The sequence below is a fragment of the Bradyrhizobium sp. SZCCHNRI3052 genome (assembly GCF_032484895.1).
Taxonomy (GTDB): Bacteria; Pseudomonadota; Alphaproteobacteria; order Rhizobiales; family Xanthobacteraceae; genus Bradyrhizobium.
This window is the reverse complement of the sequence record NZ_JAUETW010000008.1, coordinates 221,930-245,863: the sequence shown is the minus strand read 5'-3', so window position 1 is coordinate 245,863 and position 23,934 is coordinate 221,930. Positions and strand designations below refer to the sequence as shown.

Below are 23,934 nucleotides of genomic sequence, written 5' to 3'. Positions count from 1 at the left end.
AAGCAAGGTTCGGCCCAACCGACGATCGTGAACTCAGCTCGCCGCTGCGGCCGCCGTACCCGCGCCCTGCGCCACGTCGCGCTGGCGCTTCATGACCAGCTTGTTGAGCGCCCCCAGATAGGCCTTGGCCGAGGCCACCAGCGTATCCGGATCCGCCGCGCGCGCGGTCATCGAGCGGCCGTCCTGCGACAGCCGCACCGAGACCTCGGCCTGCGCATCGGTGCCCTCGGTCACGGCATGGACCTGGTACAATTCCAGCTTGGCCTCGTGCGGCACCAGCGACTTGATGCAGTTGAAGACGGCATCGACCGGCCCGTTGCCCTCGCTCTCCTCGATCTTGGTCACGCCGTCGACGTCGAGCTTCATGGTGGCGCGCTGCGGGCCGCGGGTGCCGGCAATCACCGACAGCGACAGCAGCTTGATGCGGTCATGGGCGCTCACCATGCCCTCGTCGATCAGCGCCTCGATGTCCTCGTCATAGATGTGCTTCTTGCGGTCGGCCAAAGCCTTGAAGCGGACGAAGGCGTCCTCGACCTGGTTGCCCGCCAGCTTGTGGCCCATCTCCTCCAGCTTGTGGATGAAGGCATGGCGGCCGGAATGCTTGCCCATCACCAGCGAGGTCTGCTTCACGCCGACCGTCTCCGGCAGCATGATCTCGTAGGTCTGCGCGTTCTTCAGCATGCCGTCCTGATGGATGCCGCTCTCATGCGCGAACGCATTGCGGCCGACGATGGCCTTGTTGTACTGCACCGGGAACGAGGTCGCGGCCGAGACCACCTTGGAGGCGTGGGTGAGCTGCGTGGTGTCGATCTTGTTCCAGTACGGCAGCTTGTCGTTGCGCACGCGCATCGCCATCACGACCTCTTCCAGGGCCGCATTGCCGGCGCGCTCGCCGATGCCGTTGATGGTGCATTCGATCTGGCGGGCGCCGGCGCGCACGCCGGCCATCGAGTTGGCGACCGCCATGCCCAGGTCGTTGTGGCAATGGACCGAGAATACCGCCTTGTCGGAGTTCGGCACGCTCTCGCGCACGCGCTTGAACAGGTCGTAATACTCCTCCGGCACGGCATAGCCGACGGTATCCGGAATGTTGATGGTGGTGGCGCCGGCCTTGATCGCGGCCTCGACGCAGCGGCACAGGAAGTCGAACTCGGTGCGGGTGCCGTCCTCCGACGACCACTCGACATCGTCGGTGTGGTTGCGCGCGCGCGTTACCGACGAGATCACCAGTTCGAACACCTGCTGCGGGTCCATCTGCAGCTTGTACTTCATGTGCACCGGCGAGGTGGACAGGAAGGTGTGGATGCGGCCGCGCTTGGCTGGGCGGATCGCCTCGGCGCAACGGTCGATGTCCTTGGCGCCGGCGCGCGACAGGCCGCAGACCACGGCGTTCTGGGTGCGCTTGGCGATCTCGTTGACGGCCTCGAAGTCACCGTCGGAGGCGATCGGGAAGCCGGCCTCGATGATGTCGACGCCCATGCCGTCCAGCATGGCGGCGATGTTGAGCTTCTCCTCGAACGTCATGGTGGCGCCGGGGCACTGCTCGCCATCGCGCAAAGTGGTGTCGAAAATGACGACGCGGTCCTTGTCGGACTGAACGGGATTGGACATCTGCTTTCCTCGAACTTTTCGGGTGGTGCGCGTGGCTTCCAGAGGCGCTGAAGGGTGTTTCGGTGTCGAAGCAGCCCCCTGAGTGCCCAGGCGCATCCCGCCCAGCCGGCCCTCAGGGGCAGCTAAGAAGCAGAAGCTCGATCGCGCCGATCAGGTCGGCGGGCTGCAGCGCGGCGAGCGCGATCGTCCGGGCGTCTGCCCCGGCGATGGCCTCGATCTCTGCGCTGCGAATCAGCATTGCCAAACCCTTTGCGAGAACACGAAAACTGTGCGGCAAAACCGTTGACGGTTTGTTGCCGAGGTGCCCTCGACAGCGCTTTTACTGGGAATGGGAGGGTCTCGCAACGCCGAATAATGGTCAGGAGGGGTGACGTATTGAGGGGGACTGCCCAGCGGCGAGGTCCCGCCCCGCCCACCGCTGTCATACCCGGGAAAGCGGGTATCCAGGACGCCGCGGCCTCTCGGCTGAACCACAACCGTCCCTGGAATAATGGATCGTCCGCTTTCGCGGACGATGACAGTAGGGGTGGAGCGACGCGCTCCCCCCGCGTGATTGACGCAACATCCGCGCGCCTCACTCTCATCAGACCTCGGCCAAACAGCCTGCATCAGAACGCACCTCATCATCCCCGCAGCACGACCGTGCCCAGGCTGATCATCAGCATCAAAGCCCTCGTCAATCGAGGGTGCAGGGAAGACCGGGCGTCTGCCGACACCCGCGGCCCCCGTGCGTGAAGAAGTGCACGGGGCAGGAACCACAGGTACGGCCAGGACATCCCGGCCTCCCCTGCGCAACGGCTTTACGACTTACTTCGTGCTCTCCTCGGGGACCGGCTTGATTGCCCCCGTCACCGGCGCGCTCGTCATGAACAGCGCCGGCTTGACACCAGCATCGGGGTGCCAGGACCACACGACTTCGCCGTCCGCAAACGTGCCGGTCGTCCACCGGCACCCTCACGGCCATCGCTCCCCGCACTCCACGTATCGTGACGACGCGTACGCCCCTCTTCGACGAGGCGGGATGGCGCATACAATCATGATTTCTGAAAAAAAGAAAGTAGAATTTTTGTGCATGATGCAGCGACACGGCCTGTGATAGGCACGAGCCATGACCAACCGCCTCTTTCTCCACGGCGTCCCCGATACGCCCGCGATCTGGGGCCCGCTGATCGCAGCGCTCGGCGAAACCGTCGCCGTGCCCTGCCTGCCGGGCTTCTGCGGCGAGCCGTCCGCGGGCTTCGCAGGCACCAAGGACGCCTACGCGGACTGGCTCCTGGCGCTGATCGAGGCGCAGCATGCGGCGTTCGGGCCGATCGATCTGGTCGGGCATGATTGGGGCGCGCTGCTGGTGCTGCGGGCGGCGTCGCTGCGGCCCGAACTGGTGCGCTCCTGGGCCATTGCGGGCGCGGCGCTCGATGCGGACTATCGGGGACATCTGATCGCGCGGATCTGGAACACGCCGATCCTGGGCGAGCTGTTCATGGCGCTGCCGTCACAACGCATGATGGCGCGTGCGTTCCGCCAGTGCGGCCTGCCAGCAGAGCTTGCTGCGCGCGAAGCCGCGGCATGGCAGGCACCGATGCGCCGGTCGATCCTCGCGCTGTATCGTTCCGCCAACGCGCTTCGCTTCAGCGGTGACTGGATCGAACGGCTGGCGAATCTGCCACGCCGCGGCCTCGTGATCTCGGGCACGCGTGATCCTTACATGTCGCTCGACACCCTCAGCCGCTTCGCGCAGCGCCATGGCGCCCAGCTCCATGTCGAGCAGGACGCCGGCCACTGGAGCATCGTCGAGCGGCCGCAGAGCATTGCCGCCGCGCTGCGGGCGCATTGGTCCGACCGAGAGGACCGATGAGGATGATTGCCGGCCACACATTCGCTGTCGTCCCGGGCAAGTCCGACAACGCGCAAGCGTTGGCGGACCCTTACCCGGGACCCATACGCCGCGGCCGACGTGGCTGGGCGAGAACGGTCGGCCATCGTGCCTCGCACATCTCCCTGGGGCTATGGATCCCGGATCGGCGCGCGCGTTGCGCGCTTGTCCGGGACGACACCGGGTATGAGGCGAGCGTCGGTGGCAGTATGACGGCGCGCGCGATCATCACGCAATCTTTGATTGATTGTCGCGCTCTGATAGCATGTCCTACGCCCCGTTCGCCGGGGGAATGCCATGTTGCGTGTCAGGACCGGATTCTGGTTTGCCGTCGCCCTGCTGCTCGTCTGTCCGCTCACGCCCCACGCGGCCGCCGATGAGGCGAGCCGAGCCGGCTTTCCGCAATCCGACTGGCCAATCGCCACCCCCGAGGATGAAGGGATGGATTCGGCGGCCTTGGCGAAGCTCGTCGCCGCGGGCAAGACGTTCAGGTTCGACAGCCTGCTGATCACGCGCCATGGCCGCATCGTGCTCGATGCCAGCTACGCGCCCTACAAGGCCGACGAGCCGCACATCATCAATTCCTCGACCAAAGCCGTGGTCTCGACGCTGATTGCGATGCTGCTCAAGGACGGCGTGCTCGACAGTCTCGATCATCCGGTGCTCGACTTCTTCAAGGATCGCAAGATCGACAATGTCGACGCGCGCAAGCAGGCGCTCACGGTGCAGCACCTGCTCAACATGACCTCCGGGTTCGACTGGGACGAGGGTTATAGCGGCGGCGCCGAGACATCCCTCTACGAGATGGGCCGGAGCCCGGATTGGGTGCAGTACATCCTTGACCGGCCGATGGCGCAAGCGCCCGGCGAGACGTTCTACTACAACAGCGGCAACTCGCATCTGCTCTCCGCGATCGTCACGAAGCTCACCGGCAAGAGCGCGGAGGACTTCGCCAAGGAGAGGCTGTTTGGGCCGCTCGGGATCACCGAGCACGCCTGGTTCAAGGATGCCCAGGGAATTTCCGCCGGCGGTTTCGGGCTGGCGCTGAAGCCGCGCGACATGGCGAAGATCGGCTACCTCTATCTGCGGCGCGGCCGCTGGGGCGAGCAGCAATTGCTGCCGCCGGACTGGATCGAAGCTGTCAACCACGCCACCGTCAGCATGAATGCGAAGTTCGATCCGGGGCTCTCCTACGCCGATCAGTTCTGGGCCCTGCCGGACAAACACGTGTTCATGGCGGTCGGCTACCACTGCCAGGTCATCATGGTACTGCCCGACCGCGACATCGTGGCGGTGATGACCGCGCGGGAGTTCTGTCCATTCCGCAAGCTCGCCAACACCATTTCGGCGACTGTGACATCTGACAGCGCCCTGCCTGCGGCGCCGGAAGCGGCAGCCGCGCTCGCCGCTGATGTCCGCGAGGTCGCGACGGAAACCCGAGGCCCGGTCGGAGCCGTGCCGGAGATGGCGGCTTCCATCTCGGGCAGGACCTACAGCTTCCCGCCCGGCCCGCTCGGCATCAACACGATCAAGCTGGACCTCACGGGACCGGAACCGCAGGCCACCTGGGACATCCCCTCGCGGGACCGCGCCGGAGGCACGGTGCATCTGCAGAGCCCGATCGGCCTCGATGGCCTCTATCGCAAGACCGCGCCGCCCCATCCCTGGCAGCCCTTCACCTACCGGGCCATGAAGGGCAGCTGGATCGACGCCACGACCTTCGTGATCGACGCCCAGTTCATTGGCCAGGGCGAGGAGCGCAATTGGCGGCTCAGCTTCGACGGCAACAAGGTGACGTTCCGAACGAAGGGCCGCTACGGCAAGGACGTAGTGGTCGAGGGTCATGCGGCGCCATGAGTCCTCGGCGGCTCTGCGCAGCCTGACGAAAGTCGAGCGCAAATGCTGCAGCACTGATCGGCTCCGTTCGGCTGGGCGGAGACATGCCGCACGGCGAGAATTGGAACAGTTCTCATAGCGCTCTGCGTGCCGCGGGCGGCGGATGCGATCTCCCGTCGTTTTCTCAAACAGATCATCTCGTGTATGTCTGCCTTCCCGCCAAGCCTCCGGCCCTGCCCGGCGCGGCGGGGGATCGTTTTTCGATTGCGGTGGCATAATGTTGGGATTGCTGGAGCGGCTGGGGCTGCGTTTCGAGGATGCCGTCGAGGAGCGGCGTTTCGTCGACCATTACGTCCGCGGCAGCACCGCCTGGACGCAGATCGCGATGCTGCTCGGCGCCCTCACCTTTGCCGGCTACACGCTGTGGGACTGGGTGCTCTATCCCGAGATCGTGCCGACCACGTTCGCGATCCGCGGCGGCACCGCCGCGCTGGTGCTGCTGCCGCTGACGGCTTTGCTGTCGACGCCGGCGCGCCGATGGGCCGAGCCGATCCATCTCATTTATTGCGTCATCCCCGGCTGCGTGCTGCCGACCATCTACTGGGTGCTGCCGTCGGGCTTCACCTATTCTGCAGCCGGCATGATCATCGTCATCCTGTTCGTCTCCACCATGCTGCCGCTGCGCACCGGCTCCTACGCGATCTTCTGCGCGACGAGCTGGAGCGCGCTGGCGGTGGCCGAGAGTCTCGCGACCGAGCCGCTGCCGCCGGGCCTGCGCTTCATCGATCATTCGCTGGTCGGCAATGCCTGCCTGCTCTCGCTCTATGCCGTCGGCGCGCGCGAGTACCAGGCGCGCAAGCAGTTCCGCACCGCGGAGGCGCTGCAGCGGGAGAAGGAGCGCTCCGAGGCCTCGCTGCGCGATCTGCATGCCACGCAGGCCCATCTGGTGCAGGCGGAGAAGCTGGCCTCGCTCGGCCAGCTCGTCGCCGGCGTCGGCCACGAGGTCTCAACCCCGCTCGGGCTGGCGCTGACCACGTCGACGGCGATGGAAGACGACGTCGAGGCGATCGCGCGCATGCTTGGCGGCGGCCCGGTGCGGCGCTCGGATCTGGCGAGGGGCGTCGCTCGGCTGCAGCAGGGCCTGCACTTGACGACGCAGAGCCTGCACCGCGCCTCCGAGATGGTACACAGCTTCAAGCAGGTCGCCGTCGACCAGGCCAACGAGGCGCTGCAGACCTTCGAGCTGCAAAGCTGGATGACCGATCACGTCGCCAAGCTCCGCCCGCTGCTGGCGCGCCAGGGCCTGACGGTCGTGCTCTCCTGCCCGGAGGGCATCGTGCTCACCAGCTATCCCGGCGCACTCGGACAGGTCATCAGCATCCTCGCCTTCAATGCGGCGACGCATGCCTATCCCGGCGACATCAGCGGCGTCTTCACCGTGGAGGTCGCACAGCCCGGCGACGACTCGGTGCGCATCGTCTGCGCCGATCAGGGCGTCGGCATGCGCGACCAGGTTCGCGGGCGGGTGTTCGACCCGTTCTTCACCACGCGCCGCGAGAAGGGCAATGCCGGCCTCGGCCTGCACATCGCCTTCAACCTCGTGGCATCCACACTCGGCGGCCGCATCGAGCTCGACAGCCAGCCGCAGCAGGGCACGCGCATCACGCTGGACATTCCGCTGATCGGACCAGGCAAGCCGGCCGAGCTGGAACTCACCGCCGCACAATAGGCTCGGGGGTGCGCCCGCATCAACGACCGGTCCCAAGCGTTGAGCGTCCTCGGCACGCAGTCCCGGAAAACGAGACCACCAGCGCTCCGTCCGCAGCTTGGGTGGGGCGCTTATCGCGCATCATCGTGCACGATCATGAATCACTCCGCGTCGATCGTGATCATCAAATGCGCAATGCCGCAGAGACGCCGCGACCTGCGCATCTCCGAACCAATTAGAACAATTCAACACCGCATGGCTTAGAGCAATTCAATCCGGCGCGTTGTGTCTTTCGCTGCACTGCGTTGCTAGACGTCGCATCGAGCTGACCGTTCCCTCGAACGGTGCGACGTGGAAGTGCAATAGACGATGACGAAGTGTGAAGGCCGGCGCGATGCGCGCGCTCGTACCGGCATGCGTGGCGCGATTGCGCTCGTGAGTGCTCTGACCGCAGACCTCCTCTGGTCCCCCTCTCCCGTGTTTGCGCAGGCGACGCTGCCGCCGGTGACGGTCGACGTGCCGGCGCCGAAGCGCAAGCCTGCGAGCGCCGCCAGCGCGCCGCAGCGCCAGGCGCGTGCGCTGCCGTCACGACGCGCGATGCCGCCGCCGCCGATGCCGACACGCGCGGAACGCGCCGCGGCCGAGGCCGTAGTCCTCGACGCCGCCAAGCTCAACTACCGCGCCATGCCGAGCGCGACCACGCTGCGCAGCGGCGCCTCGCCGCTCGACACCGCGCAATCCGTCAACGTCGTGCCCGAACAGGTGATCAGGGACCAGTTGCCGCGCAACATCGACGACGCGCTCGCCAATATCAGCGGCGTCACCCAGGCCAACACGCTCGCCGGCACGCAGGACGCGGTGATGCGTCGCGGCTTCGGCGACAACCGCGACGGCTCGATCATGCGCAACGGCCTGCCGCTGGTGCAGAGCCGCAGCCTCAATGCGGCCGTGGAGAGCGTCGAGGTGCTGAAGGGCCCGGCCTCGCTGCTCTACGGCATCATGGATCCCGGCGGCATCGTCAACACCATCAGCAAGCGCCCCGAGCTTTATCAGCACGGCTCGGTGACGCTGCTCGGCTCGGCCTACGCCAACAACCGGACCGGCGCCGACGGCACGATCGACGTCACCGGCCCGATCGGCGACGGCGGCCTCGCCTATCGCTTCATCGGCTACGGCGTCAGCGAGGATTACTGGCGCAATTTCGGCCGCCATCGCGAGATGCTGGTGGCGCCGTCGCTCGCCTGGTACGGCGACACGACCACGGTCCAGCTCAACTACGAGCATCGCGAGTTCATCACCCCGTTCGATCGCGGCACCGCCTTCATAAATGGCGCGCCGCTCGCGATCCCCGCGACGCGGCGGCTCGACGAGCCCTTCAACAACACATGGGGGCAGTCCGACCTGGTCCAGGCCTCGGTCGAGCAGAAGCTCAACGACGATTGGAAGCTCACCGCGGCCTACAGCTACAACACCGAGAGCTCCAGCGCCAACCAGCTGCGCATCACCACGATCGATGCGAAGGGCAAGGAGACCCGCAGCAATGATGGCACCTGGGGCTCGCTCAGCCGGGTCAGCTACGGCACGTCCTATATTCAAGGCGCCTTCTGGCTCGGCGGCCTGCGCAACGAGGTGCTGTTCGGCGGCGACGCGCAATACCGCACGATCTATCGCCAGGACCTGATCCGCGACAAGGTCACGAGCGTGTTCAATGTCTACAACCCGGTCTACGGGCTGATCCAACCCGGCACGCTGGTCTCGGCCAGCGACAGCGACCAAACCGACAAGCTCGGCCAGTATTCGCTGTTCGTGCAGGACACGCTGCATGTCACCGAAAAGCTCTCCTTCGTCGGCGGCGTGCGCTACATGGACTACGAGCAGATCGCCGGCCGCGGCCGGCCGTTCAAGGCCAATACCGACGTCGCCGCCGACACCGTGCTGCCGCTCGGCGGCGCCATCCTCAAGCTCAACGAGCAGGTCTCGCTCTACGCCAGCTACACCAAGAGCCTGAAGCCGAACTCGACCATCGCCCCGCTCACCGGCGGCGTGGTGCTCGGCTCCAACATCGCGCCCGAGCAAGGCACGGCGTGGGAGACCGGTTTCAAGTTCGATCTCGACAAGAGGCTGTCCGGCACCGTCGCGGTCTACGACATCGACAAGCAGAACGTGCTGGTGTCGCAGACCAATGCCAGCAACGTCGTCGAATACACCACCGCCGGCAAGGTGCGCTCGCGCGGCGCCGAGGTCGACGTCACCGGCAAGATCGCCGAGCACTGGACCATGATCGGAAGCTACGGCTACACCGATGCCAGGGTCACGGACGACCCGGTCTATCGCGGCAACCGCCTGCAGAACGTCGCGCTCAACACCGCCTCGCTCTACCTCGTCTACGATTTCGGCACGGCGCTGCCCGGCCAGCTCAGGCTCGGCGGCGGCGCGCGCTATGTCGGCGACCGGGCCGGCGATGCCGCCAACAGCTTCGTGCTGCCGCCCTACGTCGTCGCCGACGTGTTCGCGAGCTACGAGACCAAGCACCATAACCTGCCGGTGATCTACCAGCTCAACGTCAAGAACCTGTTCGACAACGTCTACTACCCCTCGGCCAACAGCGCGCTGACCGTCGCGGTCGGCGATGCGAGGCGGGTGTCGCTGTCGGCGACGGTGAAGTTCTGAGCCAAGGAGAAGCGTGCGTGACGTCCTTCCGCATCAAACCGGCGCTGCTGCAGATCCACTCTGTCCTGGGTCTTGCGGCCGCGCTGATCCTCTCCCTCTTAGGCATCACCGGCGCGATCATGGGTTTCGAGGACGAGATCCAGGCCGGTCTCAACGCCAAAATGTCCCACGTCGCGCCGCGTACGGAAGCGCCGCTTTCGCCCGCCGAGCTGGTGGCGCGGCTGCAGGCTGATCCGGCACTCGGCAAGGTCTCGGCGATCACGCTGTCGCGCGATCCCCTGGCGGCCGTGCGCGTCCGCTTCGCGCGCAATGAGGATGGCGGCCGGCCCCTCTCGCTGCTGGTCGATCCCTATGACGGCCGCGTGCTCGGTGAGCCCCGCGGCGAGGCGTTCTTCGCCACCGTGCGGAGGCTGCATCGCTGGCTGCTGCTGCCGGGCGACGGCAACGGCGCCGGCCGCCAGATCACCGGCGCCGCGGTGCTCGGACTCGTCGTGCTGCTGATCACGGGCCTCGTGCTGCGCTGGCCGCGCCGGGCGAGCAGCGCAGCACTCTGGCTGAAGCCGCAGCTCGGACTGAGCGGACGCGGCCTGCACCGCTCGCTGCACAGCGTGATCGGCACATGGGTGCTGCCGGTGTATCTGGTGATCGCGCTGACCGGGCTGTCCTATTCCTACGCCTGGTACAAGGACGGCCTGGCCGCGCTGCTCGCGCCGGCATCGTCGGGAGCATCGATGCCCGGCAAAGCTGCGCGCGAGGGTCGCTCCGGGTCTGCGGACGCAAAGCCTGTCGCGCTCGATCTGGTCTGGGCCACGTTGCGTGAGCAGATCGGGGATCGCTTCGCGGTGATGCAGCTCACCTTGCCGGCGGGCGCCGGCGCGGCGGTGCGCGTGCGCGCCTGGCCGAGCGAGGCGCATGACGGCCGGCGCGACGAATTCCGTATCGACGGCGCGACGGGCCGGCTGCTCGCGGCCGAGCGTTACGCGGACAAGACCGCCGGCGAGCGCGTGCTCGCCCGCATCCTGGATATCCACCGCGGCAGCATTCTCGGCTGGCCCGGCCAGCTCGCCTTCATGCTCGCCGCCGCGTTGATGCCGCTGTTCGCCGTCACGGGCACGCTGCTCTATCTGTCGCGGCGGCGCTTGCGGCGGCCGCCGCAGCCGGCACGCGCTGTCCAGCTCGTTCCCGGCGAATGAGGCCGCGCGCTCAGGCCGCGGCGCGGACGTGCGACGCGCGCCGGATGGCGTTGGCCGCGATGATGACGTGCAGCAGCAGCGACAGGCCGAAGCCGAGGGCATGCTGGGCAGCCGTCGCCGGGATGGTGAGGACCGTCACGAGGCCGAGCGGAATGAACAGCACGATGCCGGTGACGAGGCCGGGATTGTAGCCACGGAAGCGCAGCGCCGGACCGATATGGCCGAGCGAGTTGACGAGCATCAGATAGGGCGCGACCAGCGCCCAGACCGGGCCGGCGATCCAGGCGACGTAGAGCGCAATCAGGTCGATGCCCCAGACCGCGCCGCAATTGACCCAGAGCACGTCGATCGTGGTCAGCGCCTCGCGGCCGCCGAACATCACGTTGTTGACGAAGCTGCGGAAGCGGTCGCCGGTGTGCTCCTCGACCTGGTGGATCATGTAGCCCGGCGAATGCAGGAAGATCAGCAGCAGCGCGAGCGGCCAGTCGGCCGCCAGCAGCGGTACCAGCGCCAGCAGCGCTGCGGCCATGAACACGGCACCGGCCACCCAGTGACGGGAGAGAAGGTCCAGCATCAGCGAGTGATGCGCGAGTCGGCTGAACTTGCCAAGCCGGGTTGCTCCGGACACCGCCGCGCCGGGAGGCTGCGGCGTGATGTCCTGTCGCAGCCTCCAAACCTTTCGGAGCGCGGCGCGACCTACTTGAGCAGCACCAGGCATTCGCCGGCCGGCGTGGCGTTGGCGCGGGCGGTGTCGCGATCGAACTTGCCGGCCATCACCAGCGGCCTGACACGCTCGACGATGACGTCCTTGACGACGCTGTCCGGGCCGATGGCCGGCGCGGCGACGTCGTAGATCTGCTTCGCCACGGGCGACAGCTTGGCGGCACAGCTGTCGGCGGCGGCGCGGTTGCCGGCCAGCGCGGCCTGCGACAGAAGACATTGGGAGACGGCGACGAATGTGACAAACGGGAATGCGACGCGCAGCATGGCAATCAGTCCTTCGTTCAAATGAGGTTCAGCCCGGCGCAAGCAGGCTCGGTCCGGAGCACATCCACTCAGTGTCCGGCCGGCCGCATGCGGGCTCTGATCTAACCCGAGCCGGCAGCAACGCCTACTCGATTTCACCCTTCCGCCAGCCGAGGTCCAGACCGTGCAGCAAGCTCCTGAAATGCTTCGAAAAACCCCGGTGCAGAAGCGCACGCGGCAGACCCTCGACGTGATCTTCGAGGCAACCGCTCAACTTCTGCAGAGCGGCGGCGGCAAGGGCCTGAGCACGAACGCCATCGCCGAGCGCGCGGGCTTCTCGATCGGCACGCTCTATAGCTATTTCAGGGACAAGACCTCACTGTTGCGTGCGCTGGTGCTGCGCGAGTTCGCTCGACAGGAGGCGGAGTTCGGGGAGGCGCTGGAGGCGCATCGCGGGCTTGGACGCGAGGCGATCGTGCGCGCGGCGGTGCGCCAGGGCTTCGCCCCGTTCGCCGGCCGTCACCGTGTGCGGCGCTATCTTATCGGTCTGTTGGGCAACGACGCGGAGCTGCAGAAGGCGCTGCACGAGATGGTGGGCCGCATGACCGAACGGCTGATCGCGACGGTGGGATTGCGGAGCGAAGCGATGCCGGCCGCGCGCCGCTTCATCCTGGTCCGCGCTGCGCTGGGCCCGATCCGGGCTGCCGTCATGCGCGAACATCGCCTCGTCGGTACACGCGAGCTCGAGGACGAACTGGTGCGGCTGATGCTGTTCCTGCTGGCGCCGGATCCCGCCAAATCGTCATGAGAGCCGTCACGAGGGGCCGTCGGGCTTGGCGGCCTCCAGCCGCTCAGCGAGCTTCTTCAAGGCCTCCTCCGACGCCGGCCGGCTCTGGAACTCGCGGATGGCGCGCGACAGCTCCTGATCCGACATCGGATGAGCCGGCTGCTTGATGCGGCCGTCGGCAAGGGCGGCTGCGATGGTCTCGATATGCGGCCCCGCGCCACCGAACAATCGGCGGAGCCGGTTGAGGAACGCGATGTGGGGCACAGCTGTTCTCCCGATGCGGCGACCGGCAACCTTCGACCGCATCTGCTGACGGCGACCTTAGTCGGTAACGCCGGCTCCGTCGTCTCATTTGATACGCAACACCGCCCGGACGGTAGGATTTTCATGGATGCGGACCGGATCGTCACCAACAAGCTCAGGGAGCATTCGAAACTGTCCGGCGAGGACATCGCCGAGATCCGGAATTTCAGCTCCGCTTTGCGCGAGCTCACCGATCAGGAGGACCTCATCCGCCAGGGCGACGAGCCGGACCGTTCCGTCGTCGTGATCTCCGGATGGGTGGCGCGCTATCACCTGCTGTCCGGCGGGCAGCGGCAGTACCTCTCCTTTCACATGCCCGGTGACTGGCCCGACGCCCAGTCGATCTTCCTCGACTGCATGGATCACGCCGTCTGCGCGATCGGGCCGGCGGTGGTGGCGAGCGTTGCGCACAAGGAGCTGACCCGCGCGATCAGCCGGCGGCCGACGCTCGGCTTTGCGATCTGGCGCGAGACGCTGATCGATGCGTCGATCTTCCGCGAGGCCATCACCAACAACAGCGCGCGGAGCAAGCCGGCGCGCATGGCGCACATGTTCTGCGAGCTGTTCTATCGCGCCCGCGCGCTCGGCCATGTCCGCCACGATCAGTTGCAGTTGCCGGTCAGCCTGGTGCAGCTCGGCGAGGCACTGGGCATCGCGATCGCGACGGTCAACCGCACGCTGGTCGAGCTGCGCGCCAGCCGCGCTGTCGATTTCCGCAGCGGGCTGCTGACAGTGCACGACTGGACGCGGCTATGCGCGATCGGCGAGTTCGATCCCAGCTATCTGCACCTGAAGAAGCAGCCGCGCTGAGGCACAGGTCTCAGCGCGGCCACTCACGTGGGCTCGCGACTCCCACCTTTAACGGTTGCGCGCGTCAGCTCAGGCGACCTTGGTGATGAGCTTGACCACGTAGGCGTAGGGCCCGTTCGGGCTCTTCTCGGCGATCCAGGCGCAGTGCCAGTCGGAGCCGTAGCGCAAGCCCGTGTCCCATCCCGAGCCGCCGCCGTGCTCGTTGTCCCACGACCAGGCCTTGCGGTCCTTCTGAGGATCGGAGGGGAAGCTGCTGCCGCTGTAGACGGAGATCTGCCCCTGCTGCGCGCGGAACGGCGAGTTCGTGCTCCACGTGAGCCACAGATTGCCCTGCTCCTCGTAGGACGTGAGCGACCATTGGTAGGACGCTGAGACGGTCTGCGGATTGGTGCTGGTGGCCGAGGTCTGCTCAATGACTGCCATGATGGTCTCCTTACAAAATGAGATGAAAAATCTTCACAATAGTGGCTGCCCAAAAGACAACCATTGATTGTATATCTGATAAAGCTCACCCCGACAACGTGCGCTGTTCGCACAACGCCGTGATCGCGCGGCAGGCGTGGCGTCCAGCCGAGGCCCACCGATCCCTGCACTCAGATGCAGAGACCGATCACCTTGATGCTGAGGTGGCAGTCCTTGGAGGCGGACGCCGGCGGCTTGGCGCCCCAGCGCGTCGCCGGCTTGGCGTCGCCTTTCGCGGATCGGGTCGCGGCCTGCGCGACGACGGCCTTGGCCTTGCTCTTCGGAGCGCCCTTCGGCCTGTCGGTCTCGTAGTCGCCCGCGATCACCATCGCCCAATAGGTGCGCTTGCCGCTGGCGTTCTTCGCGCTGGCGATGCCGACCTTGGTCGCCTTGGGAAGCAGCAGGTTCTTGCGGTGCCCCGCCGAGTTGATCCACTGCCCCAGCGTCTTGTCGAAATTGTCGTAGCCATAGGCGATGTTCTCGGCCGCGCGGCCGGCCTTCGACGGAGCCACACGGCGGGTGAAGGGACCGAGCACCTCGTGGCTGAGATCGTCCTTGTCGGCCATCGCGCGCGCTTGCTCCATCGCGATGCGGTCGAGCGTCGCGTCGCGCGTCACGCGGCCTTCGCCATGCGCGAGCCGAAACGCCGAGATCTGATCGGCCGGTGCGGAGTCGCCGGCAAATGCCGCATGGGCCGACAGCGCCAGCAGCGCTGCAACCAAAACCGCGCGAAAGCCGCGCAACGTGAAACGAAGCTCCCGCATGCTAGGACACGTGCTCATCAATCCGGAGTAGGTAACGGTCGCTCGATCCCGCTTTGATCCGAAGCGACGGACGTGCTGGACCGCCGCGGAACCACCCGATATGACAATGCCGGAATTCAGTCCAATGCGGGCGGTCGATACTTCTCTATTCTATTTCGACACTTTGTGCCAAGTCGGCGCAATCATGCTGGCGGGCGCGGCCTCCGAGATCGAGAACGTCAGCCACGTGTTCCAGCCCGACGGCCGGTTGGCGGCGTCGAACTCGCCATATCCCTTCAGCCCCAGGAACGCCTGATTGCTGCCGATCTGGAAAATATATCCGATCTGCGGGCCAACGCCGAGGACGCGCGAGCGGAAGCTGCCGAGAGCGGCGGGCTGACCGACGTCGTCGGTAATCTGCTGATAGGCGTAGCCAACGAAGCCGGCGAAGACCTGCTTCGACAGGAACTGCGACACGCCCCAGTCCAGATGGAAATCGATGCCGCTCTGGTACCCGGTATCGGGATTCTTGAAATTGTAGGTCAAGCCCCCGACGGCCGAAAATTCCGTGCCGGTCGCCGGATTCAGAAAAGTGTAGCCGCCGCCAAAGTCGATGGCGCCGTGACCGATGCCGATGTTGGCCAGCCGGTTCCGACTGTAGTCGCCGACGGGAATATCGCCGGCGCCGTAGACCATGATGTTGTGGACGCCGTTATTCCACTTCAGCTTCACGGTCGGATAGAGATCTCCGTAAGAGACGAGTGCGTCTTCGAGGAATCCGGTGCGCGTGCTGACGATCGGACCGGCAACCGTCGTCAACGTACCGGCGATACTCGCGGAATTTCTGCCGTAGACGCTGGCCAGCGTCGCCGACAACTGGCCGCCGAGTACGGGCGTCGCAAACGTGTAGGTCGGCGCGACGAACATCAGATCGGCCTGGCCGCGCAAAGCCAGATTGAGATCGATGTTGACGGTCGGAGAAAATCGTCCGACTTGGAACTCGCGCGACGCCGCGGCCGCGCCTGAGGCACCCACGCTCGTATGATAGTAGATGGCAGCCACCGACCAGCCCGGTGTGGCAGGCGTTGCGGCGAGGCTGCCGTACAATCCCGGCAGCCAGAACGAGATGCCGCTCTCATCGGCATGGGCGACCAGAGGCGAAAAAGAAGCCAACGCGGCGGACGCGAAAACGCCGCTCAGCCACAATCGCAGGAAGCCGGACCTGCGTCCCGATCTATCGCGCTGCAATCGTAATCCCCCCAACGCTCCCATTTCAGGCGGCATGCCTGAGTTGTCGTCGACGACTACGGCTTGTAGTCGCTCATCCCCCGTCCGGTCTTGTCGTAGACATTGAAAAACTCGTCCGACATGATCGTAGCGATGCCACTTCTGGGTACCTCGGTCAGATCTTTCTCAAGCGTCTTGATCCGGAACTTCCACCCGAGAACCTCGGCTCCACGGTGCTTGCATTTTGCCCGACGCCCCCTCAGCTTGAAGCCAGAAGGATCGTCGCCAGATTGGCTATTTGCATTGCACGCTCCTTCTCAAGGGACCGATCACTGACCTGGCGAGCACGAAGAGCGCATCAATCGGACAGTCCTTTCTTCAAAGCCGCTGCCTTGCGGGCCTGGACGGCTTCTTCATTGTCGGCCTTCTTCATACCCACTAGATCGATCGTCACCTTGCCGATCTTCCCTGTGAACTTGAACGGCACCTTGTAGGCCTCGGTAACAGGCGTGCCTTCATCGGCACCGACGTCTGCGCCTTCGTCCGCGGAGTAGAAGCAGCATTGGGTTCGTTCGATCCGGCCGGTCGCGACGGTCTTTCCGTTCACGAGGATCGTACCCACGCCCCCCTTGCCCAGGCCGCCACCGTCATAAGCGAACTCAAAGCGCAGTGCGGCTTTGCCTGCCGGAAGAGCCTGCTTGGCGGTTACGGTGTATCGCTGCAGACCGAGAAAATTATACGTGTAGGTCGGCTTGCCGTCCTTCAGGTAGAAGGTCCAGCCACCGAACCGTCCGGCCTGAGCGATGATGACGCCATTGGCTCCGCCCTTCGGGATGTCCAGATCGGCAGTAATGGCGTGCGATTGGTTCTTCAGGTTGATGAAGACATTCTCCGTCATCCCGATCATGCCTTCGTAGACCGTCAGGCTGGTGCGGCCCGCCATCAGGTCGGGACGTCCGACCAGCGCCGCGTTGGTGCGCTCCAGGGTGCGGTCGTCGAGCGGCAGCACGTTGTATTTCACTGCTTCCTTCAGGAACAGCTCCTGCATCTCCTTCAGCTTGTCCGGATTTTTGGCAGCCAGATCGTTGCTCAGGCTGAAGTCCGATCGCGCATCGTAAAGCTCCCAGATATCCTGCTGGAGCGGCCGCCGCGGCTTGGTTTCCCAGGCCGCCCGGTGCACCGTGCCGGCAAGCCAGCCGTCGCTGTAGATCGCGCGGTTGCCGAAGATTTCGAAATACTGCGTCACATGCCTGCTCGGCGCCTTGGCGTCGGCAAAGCTGTAGGCCATGCTTACGCCTTCAATGGGAGTCTGGACCGTTCCATTTACGCTCTTGGGCTCAGGCAGTTTCGCTGCTTCGAGAATGGTCGGCACGATGTCGATGACGTGATGCCACTGCGGACGAAGCTCACCTTTCGCCGCGATCCCCTTCGGCCAATGGACGACCATGCCGTTGCGGGTGCCGCCATAGCTCGAGGCCACTTGCTTGGTCCAGGTAAACGGAGTGTCGCCAGCGACCGCCCAGCCGGCCGCGTAATGGCCGTAGGTGTTGGGACCGCCGAGTTCGTCATAGTGCTTCAAGACGTCCTGGACGGTTTCCTGCACTCCATTGAAATAGGTCATCTCGTTGTACAGGCCGTTCGCGCCGCCTTCGGCACTCGCGCCGTTGTCGCCGACGATGTAGAAGATCAACGTATTGTCGAGTTGGCCCGTTGTCTTGATGGCGTCGATCAGGCGGCCGATCTCGGTGTCGGTGTATTCGCCAAATCCGGCGAATACTTCCATCTGGCGCACGAACAGCTTCTTCTCGTCAGCGCTCAGCTTGTCCCAGTCCTGGATGGCGTCCGGCTTCGGGGCGAGCTTGGTATCGGGTGGCACCACGCCGAGCTTGATCTGCCGCGCCAACGTCTCCTCGCGCAGCTTGTCCCAGCCCTGATCGAACTTGCCCTTGTACTTGGCGATCCATTCTTTGGGCACCTGATGCGGGGCATGGGTGGCGCCGGGTGCAAAATACATGAAGAACGGCTTGTCCGGCGTCAGCGATTTCTCCGACCGCATCCAGTCGATCGCCTTGTCGGTCATGTCGGTCATGAAATGATAGTTCGGGTCCTTCGACGGCTCGACCTGGGTCATGCCATCGTAGATCAGCGGCGCCCATTGATTGGTTTCGCCGCCCATGAAGCCATAGAACTTGTCGAAGCCCTGGCGCGTCGGCCAGCGGTCGGTCGGGCCAGAGGGACTGACCTCCCATGCCGCGGTCTCGTGATTTTTGCCGAAATGCGCCGTGCTGTAGCCGTTCAACCGCAGCATCTCCGCGACGGACGCGACATTGTTGGGACGCTGACCGGTCTGTCCCGGGAAGGACGTCGCGGTTTCCGCGATCGAACCGAAATTGTTCATGTGATGGTTGCGGCCGCTGAGCAGCGCCGCGCGGGTCGGCGAACAAAGCGCCGTGGTGTGAAACTCGTTGTAGCGGAGACCCTCGTTGGCGAGGCGGTCGACCGTCGGCATCCTGATCGGGCCGCCAAATGCGCTCGACTGGCCGAAGCCCATGTCGTCGATGAGCACGATCAGTACATTGGGTGCACCGGCCGGCGCCTTGACTTCAAACCGCGGCGGCGGCGGCGCATCGCGCGCATCGAATACGGTGCTGTGTGGAGGGTTCGGTTCAGGAATCGGCAGAACCGATCGCTCGGTCGGCAACACAGCACTCGGCGGCGCCGACTGTTGGGCCAATGCTGGAAGCACGAGTAGCGTCGTCAACGACAGCACCGACGCAGCCAACTTCATTCGCTTCATGATCACTGCCTTTGGATGAGACAATTGACAAATGAGACAATTGACACGGCTTCTCGCTGCCGGAACGATCCTGCCCACAAATCGCGATCATCGGCGCGGGCAATGACGTTCGGCCGGCCCAACCGGCTCGCGGAGAGCGATAATTCTATAATTCTAGCGTCTGCCGACGCGATTGACCGGCCCGCCTCGATTCATCGGCGTTCCCCGCACGCGCACGCCTGGGGCCACCACGGCGCGCGCCACCGGGCGGGGCCGCAGCACGACGCCGGGCCTGACGACGCAGCCGACGGGATACTCGACATACTGACAATACACCACGGCACTTGCCCTTTCGGTGCTCGCGGCTACGAACCCCGTCACCAGCAACAGCCCTGTCAGGGCAACTGATAATTTCATCTTGGCATCCTCCCATCGGAAAGCTCATCATCGGCCCCTCCGGGAGGCACACCTTGATGCAGGTCAAGCGACCTTGGCAGACATTCCTGCATGTGCGGAAATGACCGACGGAGCAGCTTGATCGCAAGCTGACCAATTTGGGGCGTGAGGTACAAGCGTTGACACGCAGGCCGCCAAAAGCCGGCACGAAGGGACCGCGGAAGGGATCCGCCGCGGCCCCATCACCGGCTGCGCCGGCGGATCGGCTTGCTTCCGGCGAAACGGCCTTCTCCAGGCGCGCGATCTGGATAGCAGTAGCGGTCACGATCGCGCTCGTGCTGGTGGTCGGCATGGTTCTTCATCTCCTCAAGGCCGACGGACCGGCCTCCACGGCGCAGGCCTCATTCGTCGCCACCTATGTGGGCAGCGAAAGCTGCGCCGGCTGCCATCAGGCGGAAGCCAAATTATGGGATATTTCGCAGCACAAGGCCGCGATGGCGCACGCGACCGACAAGACGGTGCTCGGCGATTTCAACAAGAGCTTCGACTACTTCGGTGTGCATTCCCGCCTCTTCCGCGATGGCGGAAAATTCATGGTCGAAACCGACGGGCCCGACGGCAAGCTTGCCGTGTTTGAGGTGAAGTACACGTTCGGTGTCGATCCGCTGCAACAATATCTCGTCGAGTTTCCAGATGGGCGCATCCAGGCGCTGCCGATCGCATGGGACGGCCGGCCCAAGGACAAAGGCGGCCAGCGCTGGTTCCATCTCCATCCCGAGGAAGAGATCAAGCATGACGACGTCCTGCACTGGACCAAGCTGAACCAGAACTGGAACTTCATGTGCGCGGAATGCCACTCGACCGGCGTGCGCAAGCATTACGACGCCGCGACGGATCGCTTCGCGACGACATGGGCGGAAATCAGCGTCGGTTGCGAGACCTGTCACGGTCAGGGCTCCGCCCACGCCGCCTGGGCCCGTGACAAGCAACACTGGTGGCCATTCGGCAAGCACGAGGATCCGAGCAAGGGACTGCTGGTCCGTTTCGACGAACGGCGCGGCGTCACCTGGCCGATCGATCCGCGGAGCGGAAATGCGACGCGCTCAGCCGCGCCGGCCGCGTTGCGAAAGGAGGTCGAGACGTGCGGGCTATGCCACGCGCGCCGTGCCGGCTTCAGCGAGGACTGGGCACCCGGTCAATCGCTGTCCCAGACCCATATTGTCGAGGCGCTCGCGCGGACCACTTATCATGCCGATGGCCAGATCCGCGATGTGGAGGAGCCCTACAACTATACGCCGTTCAAGCAGAGCAAGATGTTTGCCGCCGGCGTGACCTGCAGCGATTGTCACGAGCCGCACGGCGCAAAGCTCCGAGCCTCCGGCGAAGGCGTTTGCCTGCAATGCCATGCGTCCGAAAAATACGCCGATGCGAAGCATCGCCATCACGCGGGCGCCGATCCGGCGCCGACCTGCATGTCGTGCCACATGCCGGCGCGCACCTATATGCAGATCGACCTGCGTCACGATCACGCCTTCCGCGTTCCGCGCCCTGATCTTTCGGTCGAGCTGGGGACCCCGAACGCCTGCAACGACTGCCACAGCGACAAGCCGGCGCAATGGGCCGCCGCTGCGATCGAGCAATGGTTCGGGCCCGACCGAAAGGGCTTCCAGACCTATGGGCCCGCGTTCCGCGCAGCACGCAGCGACCAGGCCGACGCCGCCGCGCTGCTTGGCCTTCTGGCCGCGGACAGGAACGCGCCGGCCGTGGCGCGTGCGAGCGCGCTCGGCGAACTCGCCTCGCGCATCGCTCCGGCGAACATTGCGACCGCACGGGCAGCCCTGGCCGATCCCGATCCCATGGTGCGGATCGGCGCGCTGGACATGCTGGAAAACGTGCCTGCCGGCCAGATCTGGCCGCTGGTCTCGCCGCTGCTCACCGATCCCGTGCGTGGCGTGCGGATCAGGGTCGCCTCCCTGCTCGCTTCCGTTCCGACCGCAAGCCAGCCGCTGCCCGATCGCGCACGCTTCGATCAGGCGGCACACGAATTCATCACGGCGCAGCGCGCCAATGCCGAACGGCCCGAGGCCCGCACCGCACTGGCAAACTTCCTGGCCTTGCGCGGACAGACCGGGGACGCAGAGACCGAGTACAAGGCAGCCCTCAGGCTCAGCCCGCACTATGCGGCGGCCGCCATCAATCTGGCCGACCTCTATCGCCAAATTGGCCGCGACGGCGACGGAGAAACCGTTCTGCGCGGAGCAATTGCGGCATCACCTGCCGACGCGGCCGCGCATCACGCACTCGGCCTGACCTTGACCCGGCTGAAGCGGCACGACGAGGCGCTCGCCGAATTGCGCAGAGCAACCGAACTCGAACCGGGTCGCGCACGCTATATCTATGTCTACGCGGTAGCGCTGCATTCCGGCGGGCGAGCCGACGAAGCAATGACGGTCCTAAAGGAGGCTCTGGAAAGCCATCCCAGCGATAGGGACGTGCTGTCCGCACTGGTTTCGCTCAGCCGCGCGACAGGCGATGCAAGGGCGGCGCTGGGCTACGCCGAAAGGCTCGCAATCATGACGCCGGAGGACCGGAATCTGGCGGCGTTCATCGGCGAGATCAGGCGGCAGATTGACAAGCCAAACTAAGATAGCAGGCTCTCCTGCTTGAGCTCACAAAGGGCGCCCGAGAACCTCGAATGGAGCGAGCGCGAAATCGACGCTGAAATGACCAGGGACGCAACAAAGTCGAACGGTTCCTCAATGAGATCAAGCACTGTCGGCGGATCGCAACGCAACCACCTCGATCGGGTAGACATCGATCGCCGGCTCCTCATAGGGATGCGCCGCGCGGATCGCCTGTAGCACGGCTTTCAGCCGGTCCTCGGCGCAGACGGTCTCGATGCGCTCCTCCTCGACCGTCTCGAGCTGGCCGACCGCGCCGACGGCCGGGTTGGCGCCTGCCAGCGGACGAAACCGGCCCACGCCCTTCGCCGTAAACGAACAGTGGTCGTAATTGCCGATGCGGCCGGCGCCGGCCTCGCCCATCGCGCGGCGCACGGCGTCGCCCGCCGCTTCAGGGACATAGACGACGATCTTGTAGGTCTTCATGCTGGCCTGGATCCGGACGTCGATCACACGGCCGTTACCATCGCGTCGCCGCTGGCGCAATTTTCAGCGGGTCACAACCGGTCACAATCGCGAAAGCGCCGGCGCCGGTGACCAGCCATTCCGAAACACGTCTTGTGCGACGCAGCAAACCCGATACTTATCGGTGACCTCTCCCGCATTCCCAACACCATGGAAGGCCCGCGCCTTGGCTGATACCAGTGCCGACACCATCGAGATCGTCCGTCACCGGCCGATGGGCTTCACCGAATTCGTCATCGTGGTCGCGGCGATCATGGCGCTCAATCCGCTGGCGATGGACATGATGCTGCCGGCGCTGCCGAACATCGGCGCCTCGTTCCATATCGACGTCGCCAACCGGCTGCAGACGGTGCTGACGGCGTTCGTCATCGGCTTCGGTCTCGGCCAGTTCGTGATCGGCCCGCTGTCCGACAGCTTCGGCCGGCGCCCGGTGCTGATCGGCGGCATGGTGCTGTATGCGGTCGCCAGCCTGTTCGCGATCGCCGCGCCGTCCTTCGAGATGCTGCTGCTGGCGCGCGCGCTGGAAGGTCTCGGCACCGCGGCGACGCGGGTGATCGCGACCTCGATCGTGCGCGACTGCTATGCCGGCCGCCGCATGGCGAGCGTCGTCTCGCTGGCGATGATGGTGTTCATCGCCATTCCCGTGATCGCGCCGTCGTTCGGCCAGGCGGTGATGCTGCTGACGCAGTGGCGCGGCATCTTCGTCGTGCTGACCTTGTACGGCATCGTCACGCTGCTGTGGACCGCCGCACGGCTGCCCGAGACGCTGCCGGAGAGCGAGCGCAAGCCGTTCTCGGTCAAAGAGATCGTCGGGGCCTTCCGCAACACCCTCACCAATCGTCAGACGCTGGGCTATGCGCTCGCGGCGAGCGGCATCTTCGGCGCCGTGCTCGGCTATGTCCTGTCCTCGCAGCAACTGTTCACCGGCGTCTATCATCTCGGCCACTACTTCCCGCTCGCCTTCGCGGCGATCGCGGTGACCATCGCGGTCGCCGGCTTCCTCAACGCCCGCCTCGTCGGCCGGCTCGGCATGCGCATGATCTCGCACGGCGCGCTGGTCGGCAGCGTCGTCATCGCGCTGGCCTGCTTCAGCGCGGCGATCCTCGGCACGCTGCCGCTGTGGCTGTTCATGCTGCTATCCGCCGGCATGATGTTCTCGTTCGGCCTGATGTTCGCGAACTTCACCGCGCTGGCGATGGAGCCGCAGCGCGCCAATGCCGGCACCGCGTCTTCGCTCTACGGCTCGATCACGACCCTGCTCGGCATGGCCGCCGGCGCCGTCGTCGGCCAGGCGTTCGACGGCACGGCATTGCCGTTCGCCGCGGGCTTCCTGGCCTGCACGTCGAGCGCGCTCGTCATCGTACTGATCACCGAGAAGGGCCGGCTGTTCCACGGCCAAGGCAAGCCGGTCTGACCGCCGCCGAGGG

At 65.4% G+C, this 23,934-nt stretch carries 21 protein-coding genes; 10 read left to right on the top strand and 11 right to left on the bottom strand.

All coding sequences use genetic code 11. The features are described from left to right. Positions 1-33: 33 nt before the first annotated feature. Together QW887_RS22300 and QW887_RS22295 are read right to left on the bottom strand one after the other, a co-directional pair. Positions 34-1,611: a 2-isopropylmalate synthase gene (locus QW887_RS22300; protein WP_316174204.1), complete on the bottom strand. Its 1,578-nt coding sequence runs from the start codon at positions 1,609-1,611 to the stop codon at positions 34-36. Between the two features lie 112 nt (positions 1,612-1,723). Beyond that, the gene (locus tag QW887_RS22295; RefSeq protein WP_284423887.1) at positions 1,724-1,849 is read right to left on the bottom strand and encodes a hypothetical protein; all 126 of its coding nucleotides are present in this window, start codon (positions 1,847-1,849) and stop codon (positions 1,724-1,726) included. Between the two features lie 870 nt (positions 1,850-2,719). Here QW887_RS22295 and QW887_RS22290 point away from each other — a divergent pair. The 5 genes from QW887_RS22290 to QW887_RS22270 all read left to right on the top strand — a co-directional run bounded on the left by QW887_RS22290 (position 2,720) and on the right by QW887_RS22270 (position 10,891). Further along, positions 2,720-3,466: an alpha/beta hydrolase gene (locus tag QW887_RS22290; protein WP_316194975.1), complete on the top strand. Its 747-nt coding sequence runs from the start codon at positions 2,720-2,722 to the stop codon at positions 3,464-3,466. Between the two features lie 315 nt (positions 3,467-3,781). Continuing rightward, positions 3,782-5,341 (top strand): serine hydrolase, encoded by a 1,560-nt coding sequence (locus QW887_RS22285; protein WP_316194974.1) that lies wholly within the window; start codon positions 3,782-3,784, stop codon positions 5,339-5,341. 256 nt (positions 5,342-5,597) lie between these two features. Next, positions 5,598-7,049 carry a HAMP domain-containing sensor histidine kinase gene (locus tag QW887_RS22280; RefSeq protein WP_316194973.1) on the top strand — a complete coding sequence of 484 codons (1,452 nt, stop codon included), beginning with the start codon at positions 5,598-5,600 and terminating at the stop codon, positions 7,047-7,049. A 348-nt stretch (positions 7,050-7,397) separates the two neighbouring features. After that, positions 7,398-9,698: a TonB-dependent siderophore receptor gene (locus tag QW887_RS22275; RefSeq protein ID WP_316194971.1), complete on the top strand. Its 2,301-nt coding sequence runs from the start codon at positions 7,398-7,400 to the stop codon at positions 9,696-9,698. A gap of 17 nt (positions 9,699-9,715) precedes the next feature. Further along, a complete protein-coding gene (locus QW887_RS22270; protein WP_316194969.1) occupies positions 9,716-10,891 on the top strand; it encodes a PepSY-associated TM helix domain-containing protein in 1,176 nt (391 codons plus the stop codon). A 10-nt stretch (positions 10,892-10,901) separates the two neighbouring features. Here the strand turns inward: QW887_RS22270 and QW887_RS22265 are convergent, their stop codons facing one another. Both QW887_RS22265 and QW887_RS22260 read right to left on the bottom strand, forming a co-directional pair. Continuing rightward, on the bottom strand, positions 10,902-11,465 hold the full coding sequence (locus QW887_RS22265) for an HXXEE domain-containing protein (protein ID WP_316195026.1): 564 nt from the start codon (positions 11,463-11,465) through the stop codon (positions 10,902-10,904). Positions 11,466-11,587: 122 nt separating this feature from the next. After that, complete coding sequence (locus QW887_RS22260) at positions 11,588-11,878, bottom strand: hypothetical protein (RefSeq protein ID WP_315713297.1); 291 nt, start codon at positions 11,876-11,878, stop codon at positions 11,588-11,590. A 181-nt stretch (positions 11,879-12,059) separates the two neighbouring features. On the opposite strand from QW887_RS22260, the gene QW887_RS22255 reads away from it, so the two are divergent. Next, on the top strand, positions 12,060-12,665 hold the full coding sequence (locus QW887_RS22255; RefSeq protein WP_316194968.1) for a TetR/AcrR family transcriptional regulator: 606 nt from the start codon (positions 12,060-12,062) through the stop codon (positions 12,663-12,665). 6 nt (positions 12,666-12,671) lie between these two features. On the opposite strand, the gene QW887_RS22250 is transcribed toward QW887_RS22255, so the two are convergent. Beyond that, positions 12,672-12,908, bottom strand: coding sequence for a hypothetical protein (locus QW887_RS22250; RefSeq protein WP_315825220.1), 237 nt, complete (start codon positions 12,906-12,908; stop codon positions 12,672-12,674). A gap of 123 nt (positions 12,909-13,031) precedes the next feature. Between QW887_RS22250 and QW887_RS22245 the strand changes: the two genes are divergently transcribed. Then, entirely contained in the window at positions 13,032-13,757 is a 726-nt protein-coding gene (locus QW887_RS22245) for a Crp/Fnr family transcriptional regulator (RefSeq protein WP_315713303.1), read from the top strand. Positions 13,758-13,826: 69 nt separating this feature from the next. Here QW887_RS22245 and QW887_RS22240 read toward each other — a convergent pair whose 3' ends face one another. The 4 genes from QW887_RS22240 to QW887_RS22225 form a co-directional block, all read right to left on the bottom strand. Further along, positions 13,827-14,180 carry a hypothetical protein gene (locus QW887_RS22240; RefSeq protein WP_316192854.1) on the bottom strand — a complete coding sequence of 118 codons (354 nt, stop codon included), beginning with the start codon at positions 14,178-14,180 and terminating at the stop codon, positions 13,827-13,829. A gap of 170 nt (positions 14,181-14,350) precedes the next feature. Next, positions 14,351-14,983 carry a CAP domain-containing protein gene (locus QW887_RS22235; RefSeq protein WP_315825222.1) on the bottom strand — a complete coding sequence of 211 codons (633 nt, stop codon included), beginning with the start codon at positions 14,981-14,983 and terminating at the stop codon, positions 14,351-14,353. Positions 14,984-15,133: 150 nt separating this feature from the next. Then, positions 15,134-16,135, bottom strand: coding sequence for a transporter (locus tag QW887_RS22230; RefSeq protein ID WP_316194966.1), 1,002 nt, complete (start codon positions 16,133-16,135; stop codon positions 15,134-15,136). Positions 16,136-16,547: 412 nt separating this feature from the next. Then, positions 16,548-18,755 (bottom strand): arylsulfatase, encoded by a 2,208-nt coding sequence (locus tag QW887_RS22225; protein ID WP_316166002.1) that lies wholly within the window; start codon positions 18,753-18,755, stop codon positions 16,548-16,550. Between QW887_RS22225 and QW887_RS22220 the strand changes: the two genes are divergently transcribed. Continuing rightward, on the top strand, positions 18,748-19,005 hold the full coding sequence (locus QW887_RS22220) for a hypothetical protein (RefSeq protein WP_315752759.1): 258 nt from the start codon (positions 18,748-18,750) through the stop codon (positions 19,003-19,005). The genes QW887_RS22225 and QW887_RS22220 overlap by 8 nt on opposite strands. A 134-nt stretch (positions 19,006-19,139) precedes the next feature. Here QW887_RS22220 and QW887_RS22215 read toward each other — a convergent pair whose 3' ends face one another. Further along, positions 19,140-19,382: a hypothetical protein gene (locus QW887_RS22215; RefSeq protein ID WP_315713314.1), complete on the bottom strand. Its 243-nt coding sequence runs from the start codon at positions 19,380-19,382 to the stop codon at positions 19,140-19,142. 329 nt (positions 19,383-19,711) lie between these two features. Here QW887_RS22215 and QW887_RS22210 point away from each other — a divergent pair, with 329 nt between their 5' ends. Further along, complete coding sequence (locus QW887_RS22210; protein WP_316194964.1) at positions 19,712-22,006, top strand: tetratricopeptide repeat protein; 2,295 nt, start codon at positions 19,712-19,714, stop codon at positions 22,004-22,006. Between the two features lie 120 nt (positions 22,007-22,126). Here QW887_RS22210 and QW887_RS22205 read toward each other — a convergent pair whose 3' ends face one another. After that, positions 22,127-22,468, bottom strand: a complete 342-nt coding sequence (locus QW887_RS22205) for a YqfO family protein (RefSeq protein ID WP_315713316.1) — start codon at positions 22,466-22,468, stop codon at positions 22,127-22,129. A 205-nt stretch (positions 22,469-22,673) separates the two neighbouring features. On the opposite strand from QW887_RS22205, the gene QW887_RS22200 reads away from it, so the two are divergent. Continuing rightward, positions 22,674-23,921, top strand: coding sequence for a multidrug effflux MFS transporter (locus tag QW887_RS22200; protein ID WP_316174216.1), 1,248 nt, complete (start codon positions 22,674-22,676; stop codon positions 23,919-23,921). Positions 23,922-23,934 lie beyond the last annotated feature (13 nt).